At 72.2% G+C, this 10,295-nt stretch carries 8 protein-coding genes and 1 pseudogene; 6 read left to right on the forward strand and 3 right to left on the reverse strand.

The window, feature by feature from the left end:
- Positions 1-65: 65 nt before the first annotated feature.
- Positions 66-818: an ABC transporter permease gene (locus Aut01nite_RS21225; RefSeq protein ID WP_236642717.1), complete on the forward strand. Its 753-nt coding sequence runs from the start codon at positions 66-68 to the stop codon at positions 816-818.
- 28 nt (positions 819-846) lie between these two features.
- Here Aut01nite_RS21225 and Aut01nite_RS21230 read toward each other — a convergent pair whose 3' ends face one another.
- A complete protein-coding gene (locus Aut01nite_RS21230) occupies positions 847-3,891 on the reverse strand; it encodes an AfsR/SARP family transcriptional regulator (protein ID WP_052163769.1) in 3,045 nt (1,014 codons plus the stop codon).
- Between the two features lie 133 nt (positions 3,892-4,024).
- On the opposite strand from Aut01nite_RS21230, the gene Aut01nite_RS21235 reads away from it, so the two are divergent.
- The 4 genes from Aut01nite_RS21235 to Aut01nite_RS21250 all read left to right on the forward strand — a co-directional run bounded on the left by Aut01nite_RS21235 (position 4,025) and on the right by Aut01nite_RS21250 (position 7,712).
- Positions 4,025-4,759, forward strand: a complete 735-nt coding sequence (locus Aut01nite_RS21235; RefSeq protein WP_043525450.1) for a YdcF family protein — start codon at positions 4,025-4,027, stop codon at positions 4,757-4,759.
- A 62-nt stretch (positions 4,760-4,821) separates the two neighbouring features.
- Positions 4,822-5,211: a hypothetical protein gene (locus tag Aut01nite_RS21240; RefSeq protein ID WP_043525451.1), complete on the forward strand. Its 390-nt coding sequence runs from the start codon at positions 4,822-4,824 to the stop codon at positions 5,209-5,211.
- 447 nt (positions 5,212-5,658) lie between these two features.
- Positions 5,659-6,831, forward strand: a complete 1,173-nt coding sequence (locus Aut01nite_RS21245; protein ID WP_043525452.1) for a helix-turn-helix domain-containing protein — start codon at positions 5,659-5,661, stop codon at positions 6,829-6,831.
- A 569-nt stretch (positions 6,832-7,400) separates the two neighbouring features.
- The gene (locus Aut01nite_RS21250) at positions 7,401-7,712 is read left to right on the forward strand and encodes a hypothetical protein (protein WP_236642721.1); all 312 of its coding nucleotides are present in this window, start codon (positions 7,401-7,403) and stop codon (positions 7,710-7,712) included.
- Here Aut01nite_RS21250 and glnA read toward each other — a convergent pair.
- Positions 7,603-9,027 carry a type I glutamate--ammonia ligase gene (gene glnA / locus Aut01nite_RS21255; protein WP_043525453.1) on the reverse strand — a complete coding sequence of 475 codons (1,425 nt, stop codon included), beginning with the start codon at positions 9,025-9,027 and terminating at the stop codon, positions 7,603-7,605. The two genes, Aut01nite_RS21250 and glnA, sit on opposite strands and share 110 nt — an antisense overlap.
- Positions 9,028-9,217: 190 nt before the next feature.
- On the opposite strand from glnA, the gene Aut01nite_RS21260 reads away from it, so the two are divergent.
- Entirely contained in the window at positions 9,218-9,601 is a 384-nt protein-coding gene (locus tag Aut01nite_RS21260; RefSeq protein WP_052163770.1) for an RDD family protein, read from the forward strand.
- A 48-nt stretch (positions 9,602-9,649) separates the two neighbouring features.
- Here Aut01nite_RS21260 and Aut01nite_RS21265 read toward each other — a convergent pair.
- Positions 9,650-10,295 (reverse strand): annotated as a pseudogene (locus tag Aut01nite_RS21265) (hypothetical protein); the annotation flags it as partial.

Genomic DNA, 10,295 nt, shown 5'->3' on the forward strand with positions numbered 1-10,295 from the left:
ACCGGAGGGAGGTCATGCGCGTTTCCGGTTTCTCTCGGGTCTCGCCGAGAGGGGGGACAGCGACCATGCCGCTGCGGAACACCGCCACCCTGGCCTGGCGAACCCTGGTCCAGATCAAGCACAACCCGTTCGAGCTGATCGACTTCAGCATCCAGCCGATCATGTTCCTGCTGCTGTTCACGTACGTCTTCGGCGGCGCGATGGCCGGCAGCCCCGCCGAGTACCTGACCTTCGCCCTGCCCGGCATCATCGTGCAGAACCTGATGTTCGCCACCATGAACACCGGCATCGGCCTCAACACCGACATCACCAAGGGCGTCTTCGACCGGCTCCGCTCCCTGCCGATCAGCCGGTTCTCCCCGCTCGCCGGCCGGATCACCGCCGACGTCGTCAAACAGGCCTGGGCGATCGCCCTGCTCCTGGTGATCGGCATGATCCTCGGCTTCCGGATCGAGACCGGCCCGGCCGCGGCCCTCGCCGCCGTCGGACTGCTGCTCGTCTTCGCGGTCGCGCTGGCGTGGACGTCGGTGCTGGTGGCGATGCTGGTCAGCAGCCCGGAGAAGGTGCAGATCTTCGGGTTCGTGCTGTACTTCCCGATCACCATGGCCAGCGGCGCGTTCGTCGACCCGGCGACCATGCCCGGCTGGCTGCAGGCGTTCGCCGAGGTCAACCCGACCACACTCCTCGCCGACGCCGTCCGGGGACTGCTCAGCGGCGGGCCGGTCGCCGGGCCGGTCACCTGGTCACTGGTGTGGTCGGCGGGACTCCTGCTGATCTTCGCCCCGCTCTCGGTACGGGCCTTCCGCCGCCGCGTCTGACCCCCTTTCCGCGTGTGGGGTTCGGCCGCTATGCCGGCCCGAACTCCACACCGGCGGGAAGGGCGGTGTCCATGGTGATCCCGGCGGCGCGGCGGTAGGCGGACTCGAAACCCGTGGCGCCCAGCACGGCCCGGGCCTCGCGTTCCAGCCGGTCGGCCTCCGGATCGGAACGGTCGCGGGTACCGCGTACCGAATCGGCGGCGCCCAGCAGGAACGCCGCCCGCACCGGATCGCCCCGCCGCACCGCCAGATCCGCGCCGGCCGCCAGCACCGTCGCGATCACCGGCGAATCCCTCGTCCCGGACGCCACCAGCAACGCCTCCCGATGCAGCTCCGCCGCCCGCGCGAGATCCCCCGTCGCGCCCTCGGCCAGCGCGGCGGTGCTGCACGCCAGCGCCCGGAACTGCGGCGCCACCGGCACGTCCGCGGTCAGCCGCAACGCCTCCACGGCCAGCTCGCGGGCCTCCACCGGGCGGCCCTCGGCCAGCGCGAGAGTGGCCTGCCCGTGCCGGACCGCCGCCAGGGTCTCCGGGCCGGCGGCGTGCTCCTCGGCCCGCCCCAGCAGCCGGCGCGCCCCGTCGGCGTCCCCGGCCAGCCACAACTGGTGCGCCAGCTTCACGGTCAACTGCGGCACCTCCTCCCGGGTGCCCACCTCCTCGGCCAGCGCCAGCGCCTCCCGCTGCCACCCGACCGCGCGGGCGAAGTCACCGTGGGCCGCCGCCAGATCGGCGAGCGCGGTCAGGGTGAAACCGGTGCCCCAGCGCTCGCCGGTCGCCCGGAAACCCGCCAGCGCGGCGAGCAGGCCGGCCTCCACCTCGTCGGTCTGCTCGCCGAAGTTGAGCCGGATGTGCTCGATGAACATCCGGGCCAGCGCCCGCAGCCACGGATCCGGATCCCGCAGCAGCTCCTCGGCGCCGCCGAACCCGTCCGTGCCCCGATCCCCGGAGGCCAACGTCACCAGCGTCGGCAGCAGCCGCAACACCGGATGGGCGGACCGGTCCCCGGCGGCCAGCTCCTCCGCCCGCCGCAGCGACTCCCGGATGTCGGCCGCGCTCATCAGGCCCTCGAAACCGTTGAGCGCGGTGTACGCGAACGCCAGCGCCAGATCGGACCGCTCCGCCTCGCCCGGCATGGCCAGCATCTCCCGGTACAGCGCGGTGCCCTCCGCCCGGTGCCCGCGCAACCACCAGTACCAGCCCAGGGCCGCGCCGAGCGCCACCGCCGTCGCCCGGTCACCCGCCCCGATCGCGGCCCGGATCGAGGCGTGCATGTTGTCGTGTTCCTCGCTCAGCCGGCGCAGCCAGATGAGCTGGTCCGGGCCGCGCAGATGCGGTCCGGCCTCCCGGGCCACGGCCAGCAGATGCGCGGCGATCGCCCGGCGCCCGTCCTCCGCCTCACCCGCCTCGGCCAGGCGCTCCAAGCCGTACTCTCGGATCGTCTCGAGCATCCGGTAACGCCCGTCCGCGCCCAGGACCAGCAACGACTTGTCCACCAGCGAACCCAGCGGATCCAGGTCGGGGCCGCAGACCCGCTCGACCGCGGTCACGTCCGCGCCACCGGGCAGCAGCGCCAGCCGCCGCCACCGGCGCCGTTCCGCTTCGGACAGCAGATCCCAACTCCAGTCGACGACCGCGCGCAGCGTCCGGTGCCGGGGCAGCGCGGCCCGGCTGCCGCCGGTCAGCAACCGGAACCGGTCGGCGAGACGGTCCGCCAGAACGGAGACCGGCAGCGTACGCAACCGGGCCGCCGCCAGTTCGATGGCGAGCGGGATGCCGTCCAGGGCGCGGCAGATCCGTACCACCGCGGGAGTGTTGTCCCGTGTCAGCGTCAGACCGGACGCCCGGTCCAGCAGCAAACGCACCGCCGGCGCCTCCGCCGCCGTGACCGGATCGGCGTCCGCCGGCGGCAGGCCCAGCGGCTCCACCGGGAACAGCCACTCACCCGGCAACCCCAGCGGCTCCCGGCTGGTGACCAGCACCCGCAGCCCCGGCGCGGCCCGCAGCAGCACGTCGGCGACCTCCGCGGCGGCCTCCACCAGATGCTCACAGTTGTCCAGGATCAGCAGCATCTCCCGCCCGGCGACCGCCTCCCGCAGCCGCGCCAGCGGGGGCAGCGTCTCCGCCGCCGGGCCCTGACCGGGCCGGCTGATCACCACCTGGACCCGCAGGTCCAGGGCGGTCAGGACGGCTTGCGGCAGTTCGGCCGGATCCCGTACCGGAGCCAGCTCCACCAGCCACGACGAACCCGCCAGCCGGGCACCGACCTCGACCGACAGCCGCGTCTTGCCGCTCCCGCCCGGACCGGTCAGCGTGACCAGGCGATGCGCCCCGAGCAGCGCGGACACCGCCCGGACATCGGCCTCCCGGCCGACGAAGCTGCTCACCTCGGCCGGCAGGTTCCCGGGCCCGTGCTGCTCCCGCAGCAGATCCCGATGCAGCGCGGCCAGCTCCGCCGACGGATCGACCCCGAGCCCGTCGGCGAGCCGGCGGCGGGTGTCCTCGAAGACCGCCAGGGCCCGGCCCCGGTTCCCCGCCCGGCGCAGCGCCCGGATCAGCAGAACCGCCAGCGGCTCGTCCAGCGGATGCGCCGCGACGAGCGCCTCCAGCTCCGGAACCACGTCCCGGTGCGCCATCTCCCCGGCCAGCCGGGCCCGCCGCGCCGCCAGATGCAGACTCTCCAGGTGCGCCGCCTCGGGCCGGGCGACGTCCGGGAAGTCGAGCTCGCCCCGCCACAACTCCAGAGCCTTCGCCGGATCCGCCACCGCCAGCCGGGTGAACCGGTGCGCGTCCACCCGGTCCGGCTCGATGACCAGCCGATACCCGTTCGGCGTCGCCTCCACGACGAGTCCTGGCGCCGCCCGCCGCAACCGCGACACCAGCGCCTGCAGTGCGTTCCCCGCACCGGCCGGTGGCTCCGCGCCCCAGACCCCGTCGATCAGCCGGTCGGCGGACACGTTGCGGCCGGCCTCCAGGGCGAGCAGGACCACGAGGGTACGCAGCCGCTCTCCCGCCACCGGCAGCAGCGACCCGTCCTTGCCCCGGACCTCCACCGGCCCGAGCATCGCGATCTCCACCCGTCGATTCTCCCGCCCTCCGCAACCACCTCCCATCCGGCCGCCCCGCTGCCCGCCGCCCCTGCCGTCCTGCCGCGCCGGCCGTCCGCCGTTCCACGCGGCGCCGCCGTGCGCCGTTCCACGCCGCGCCGCCGTGCGCCGTTCCACGCCGGCCGGCGGCGACCCCGGCTTCCGCCGGGCGTTCCGGGCCGCTGGCAGACTGATCACCGTGGAGTTCGAGGTGCTGGCCGGAAGTCACGGCCTCGTGCTGGACGAGGTCGCGCACGTCCTGGTGCCCGGCCACGGCCGTGACCCCGACGCCACCGGCCTCACTCCCGCCGGCGCCGACCGCTGCCGGACCGCGCTGGCCCTGCACGAACGTCTGGGCCGGGGCGGGCTGATCGTCTGCGCCGGATACAAGTCGCCGGTGGACGGCAAAGGCGCGGACTGGACCGCCCCGGACGCCCCCGGCGAAACGTTCCGCGGAGTCCCGGAAGCGGACCTGATGCGCTCCTACCTGATGGCGGCCGGCGCCGACCCCGCCGTCATCCGGGTCGAACGGCACTCCGTCGACACCGTCACCAACCTGCTGCGCGCCGAACACGAAGGCCACTTCGGCGACGGCCGGCCGGTCGCGATCGTCGCCCAGCGCGGCCATCTGCGCCGGATCCTGTCGGCGGTGGCCCCGCGTACGCTGCGCCGCCCGTACCTGGGCGTGGTCGTCCCCGCCGCCGGCCGGGCCCGCGAGAACCTCCTCGCCACCCCGGTGAGCCGCCTGATCAGCGCATCCCTGCCGGCCGACCCGCTGGCGGCGATCGCTGAGGCGACCCGGCGCTCGGAACTGCTGTGGAACGCCGCCCAGCGCCTCGGCAGACGCTCGTACCACTGAGGATCCGGCGCCGCCTCCGGCCGGGGCTGCGGACCGGCGCCGGACCACCTACTGTCCCGTCCATGATCGAGAGATTGACCGACCGGTGGCGGCGTGAGACGACCGCGGAGGCGGCTGCCGTCGCGGCCGGAACACTGGCGCCGGGCGAGGCGTACGCGGCCCACTGGTGGCCGGAGGACTTCGTCGCCCGCGTCGAGGCCGTCCTGGCACGTTACGAACAGGACATCGCCCGGATGGATCCGCACAACGACGCGGAGGTCTGGGCCGCGGTCGAGCGTGTGGTCGAAGGGCTCAACGAGGCGGATACCGGCGAGATCGAGACGACGACGCGGGAGGAGCTGTGCGAATACATCGACGGCGCCCTGACCGATGCGGGCGTCGACGTCGAGGCGCTGACCGGCCGGCGCGGACTGGACGCCGCGGAGCTGACCGACCAGTGGCGTGACTGGTAGGCATGCGAGACGGCGGCCACACCGGCCGGAGCCGGTCGTGACCGCCGTCGTCGTCAGGCGCGAGCGTCAGACGAGGAGAGCAACGGGGCCCGCACACTGAACGCCACGATCGGGCAGCTGGCCAACTACTGGGCCGAGACCCGGGACAAGGGCGATCCGGAGAAGTCGCCCGCCGTGGCGGCGCTGGCCGAACTGCTGTTCATGGGCCGCAGTGCCAAGGCCGGTTTCCATCAGAGAGCGATGGGCCGACGCCGACCGGAGCCTCGTTGTACGCTCCGGCCCCACCATGGGGCCTTCCCACGACGGCCGTGTACCGCTGCTGGAGGACGACGACAGCGCCCTGGCGTAGCGATGGGTGTGACGGTCGCTCTCGTGGCGTACCGTCGATCGCGGCGGCCGGTGTCTTGCGGCCCGGCCGCCAACCCCTGACCGCAAGCAGGGAGTGACATGACCGACGCGTTCGCCGCTGAACTCCGCCGCATGCGCGAACACCGCGGCCTCTCCTACCGGCAGCTGAGCGCCGTCTCCACCGTGAGCTCATCGCAGCTCAGCGACCTCGAAAAGGGCAACCGGCGCCCCACCCGGGAGATCGTTACCGCCCTGGACACCGCGCTTACCGCGCACGGCCGGCTCGCCGCGACCATGCGAACCCCGGTGCCGGAAGACGTTGAAGGTGAGCTGGAGGCGCTGGAGATGGCCCAGCGTGCCGCCGCTTCCGACGTCAGCGACACCACCCTCGACAGGCTGGAACGGACAGCGGACAAGATGGCGATGTCATACGCCACCACCCCGCCCGCGGAACTCCTGCCGAAGGTGCGTCGGCATCTGAGGTACGTCGACCAACTCGTCGACAGCCGCGCCACGATCGGCCAGCGCCGCCGCCTGCTTGTCGTCGGCGGCTGGCTGTCGCTGCTGCGCTCCACTCTCCACATCGACTTGCGGCAACGGGCCGCCGCCGAGGCTCACTTGGAGACCGCAACCGCGCTTGCCGAGCAGGCCGAGGACATGGAGATCACCGCCTGGTGGCTGGAGACCGAGGCCTGGGATGAACTGACCCGCGGGAACTACGTCAGGGCTGTCGAGCTGTCCCAACGCGCCCAGGACATCGCCCCGGCCGGCGGGTCGGCGATAGTGCAGGCGACCGCCCAGGAGGGGCGGGCGTGGGCGCGGCTTGGCGATCAGAAGGCGACTCTGAACGCGCTGGGCCGGGTGGAGAAGACGGCCGAGGACCGGCCGCGCCCCGAGCATCCGGAGCACCACTACCAGTACGACCCGGGCAAGATGCACGCCTATACCGCCACCACACTCTCGTGGGTCGGGGATCCGGCGGCCGAACGAGTCGCCCGCGACGTGCTGAAGGAGCTGGAGGAGGAGGGCGCCCGGCCGCGGCGGATCGCGTCGGCCCGCCTTGATCTCGGCCTGGCGTTGCTGGCCGGCGAGGCTCCGCGTGCGGATGAGGCGGCGGCGGAGGCCCGGACGGCGATCCGGTCGGGCCGAATCGTGCCGTCGAACTGGTGGCGCGTCCACGAGTTGGTCGCCGGCATCGCCGCGACCGGCGCGCCGGAGGCCCGTGATTTGCAGGAGGAAGCAGCCGCGGCCCGCCCGGCTGACGAGTCCTGACGGCTGTCCGCAGAGTTGCGGACGGCTCCGCGGACTTTGCGGACACCGATTGCCTCACACTGCCGCCGCTGGCCGGTCACGATCAGGTCAGCGACGGCGGGAGTAGGGCCCGTGATCCCTACCGTCCGCCGTCGCGCTCAGCGCGGCGGGCCGTACCCACCAGACAGTGCGTGGACACCTCCCGCCGCCCCCGAAACCGACACGGCGGGAGGTGGCGATGACCGGCATCGGCGCGATCATGCGACGGCTGACCGGATACGAAGCCCGGGTCGCGGCGGTGAAGCGGTGGCGCGACGAGCAGCGCGCTGAGTACAACCTGCGGTAACAGCACCCGATGGCCAATGCCTTGCTATCAACTGGGATCGGGACATCGACTCGAATCAGGCGAGATTCATGGCGCGTGCGGAGATCCGCGAACGGCTCGGTCAACTCGTACCTGTGGAAGCCGGCGCTCGTGGCGGCCGGTGTGATTTCCGGAGCCGAAGCCGGACGAACTGTACGTGGAGTCCCGCGAGCACGGCTTCCACGTGCTCCGGCACACGTACGCCAGCACCTTGCTCGCCGACGGCGTGGACATCCGGACGCTCGCCGAGTACCGGGGCCACAGCGACCCCGGTTTCACGCTTCGGACCTACACGCACCTCATGCCGTCGGCGCCGGATAAGACGCGGCGAGCCGTCGACCGCGGGGCGGTCGACGGCTCGCCGGTTGTTTCCGATTTGGTCCCGAGGTCAGTGGAACAGCTGAACCCCAGGTCAGAGCGTGGTGCGCTCAGACGTTGTAGTACATCTCGAACTCGTGCGGGGTCGGGCGGAGCCGGACCGGGTCGATCTCGTTGGTGCGCTTGTAGTCGATCCAGGTGGAGATCAGGTCGTCGGTGAAGACGCCACCGGCGGTGAGGAACTCGTGGTCGGCCTCGAGGGAGTTGAGCACGGCGTCCAGGGAGCCGGGCACCTGCTTGACGCTGCCCCACTCCTCCGGCGGCAGGTCGTACAGGTCCTTGTCGATCGGGGCCGGGGGCTCGATCTTGTTCTTGATGCCGTCGAGGCCGGCCATCATCTGGGCCGAGAACGCCAGGTACGGGTTCGACGACGGGTCCGGGACGCGGAACTCGACGCGCTTGGCCTTCGGGTTGCTGCCGGTCACCGGGATGCGGGTGCAGGCGGAGCGGTTGCGCTGCGAGTAGACCAGGTTGACCGGGGCCTCGTAGCCGGGCACGAGCCGCCGGTACGAGTTGACGGTCGGGTTGGTGAACGCGAGCAGCGACGGCGCGTGGTGCAGCAGGCCGCCGATGTACCAGCGGGCCGTGTCGGACAGGCCGGCGTATCCGGTCTCGTCGTAGAACAGCGGCTCCCCGCCGAGCCAGAGGCTCTGGTGGGTGTGCATGCCGGAGCCGTTGTCGCCGAAGAGCGGCTTCGGCATGAACGTCGCCGTCTTGCCGTGCTCCCAGGCGGTGTTCTTGATGATGTACTTGAACAGCTGCATCTGGTCGCCGGCGTGCAGCAGCGTCGAGAACTTGTAGTTGATCTCGCCCTGGCCGGCGGTGCCGACCTCGTGGTGCGAGCGCTCGACGGTGAAGCCGGTGTCGACGAGGCGGCGCACCATGGCGTCACGCAGGTCGGCGTAGTGGTCGACCGGCGACACGGGGAAGTAGCCACCCTTGTACGCGGTCTTGTAGCCCCGGTTGCCGCCCGGCTCCTCGCGGCCGCTGTTCCAGGCGCCCTCGATCGAGTCGATGTAGTAGTACGCCTGGTGGGCGGAGGTCTCGTGGCGGATCGAGTCGAAGATGTAGAACTCCGCCTCGGCACCGAAGTAGGCGGTGTCGGCGATGCCGCTGGAGGCCAGGTAGGCCTCGGCCTTCTTGGCCACGTTCCGCGGGTCACGCGAGTACGCCTCGCGGGTGAACGGGTCGTGGATGAAGAAGTTCAGGGCGAGCGTCTTCTGGATCCGGAACGGGTCGATGAAGGCGGTCGCGACGTCCGGCAGGAGCAGCATGTCGGACTCGTGGATGGCCTGGAAGCCGCGGATCGAGGACCCGTCGAAGGCGAGGCCGTCGGTGGCGACACTGTCGTCGAACGACTCGACCGGGATGTTGAAGTGCTGCATCACACCCGGCAGGTCACAGAAACGTACGTCGACGAACTTGACGTCCTCGTCTTTGAGGTATCGCAGGAGTTCCTCGGGATTGGCGAACACACGTCCTCCTGGCACAGTTTTCCGATACCGGGCAGCATGGGCCGCCACTGGCAGGGCTGGTCGCGACGTTATGGGTCGGGAGTTGCCCCGGCGTATCCCTATTGTTTCCGCCGTGTTACGTACCGCGCCGAGCAGGTACGGCGGCAGCGCGAGCCGGCCAGAAAAACCCTATCGCGTACGCTCGGAAGGCGTGGCTGCTTCAGTGAACGAGACGACCGCCCTGGAGCCGGCCGGTCTGGGCCCGCGCCTGGGTGCGATCGTGATCGACCAGATTCTCTTCGTGCTCGTCGCCAGTCTCTACGCCAGCCCGTCGGCCACCCCGTGGCCCGCCGTTCTCGTGCTGGTCGTGGCGAACACCTTCTTCCTCGGACTGTTCGGACAGACGCCGGGCATGCGGCTGTGCCGGGTCCGCTGTGCCGCATACCCCGAGGACGGCGTGATAGGCCTGTTCCGCGGACTGATCCGGGCCGTTCTGCTGGCCCTCTTCATCCCCGCGATCATTCTGAACAGTCAGGGCCGGGGCCTGCACGACCGTGCCGCCGGCTCGATCGTGGTCGCCGTCCCCAAACCCTGAGCGTGTGGATTCCGGCCGTCGTGCGCGCCCGCGATCCACACGCGAGGGTCAGCGGAAGGCCCGCGGGACCTCGGGTTCCGGCGGCTCGTCACCGCGGCCGGTCACCACGCCGCCGCCCGGGGTGCGCACCCCGAACGCCTGCTCGTCGGTGACCAGCTCGTGCTCGCCGCGCACCGGGACCGGGTCCCCGCCGCCCCGGCGTTTGCCCAGCTCCGGTGAGACCGTCCCGGGCCGGTTCGGCTCGGCGGGAGTGCCCGGTGTGGCCGCCCGGCTGCGCAGGCCCCACGGGCCGCTGTCCGGCCGGGCCTGCTCCGGCGCGTCGATGACCCCGGAGCCACCGCGCCGCCGGGCCTCCTCGGCGCCGAACAGGTCCGACCAGGCCGCGCCACCGCGGGCGGTGCGACGCGGTTTCCAGGGCGGGGGAGCGGTGGGCGACGCCGGGCGGTTCAGCACCGGCGGCGCGGTGCCGCCGGGCCGCTGCGCGGCGGTCGCCTGACGGACCTCCGCGGCGCTGCCGGGGCGGATGGTGCGGTCCTCGACGGGATTCTTCAGTACGGGTGGAGCAGCCGACCCGGGCGGCCGCCCGAACGTGTCCGTTCCACCCGGCTTGCCCGGTGGAGTGCCGCGCCGGTCCCCGGGCCGTCCGGTGCCGGGCGGTGGCGGGGTCACCCCCGGGGTGCCGCCGCCGGGACGG

Source organism: Actinoplanes utahensis, assembly GCF_016862455.1.
GTDB classification, from domain to species: Bacteria; Actinomycetota; Actinomycetes; order Mycobacteriales; family Micromonosporaceae; genus Actinoplanes; species Actinoplanes utahensis.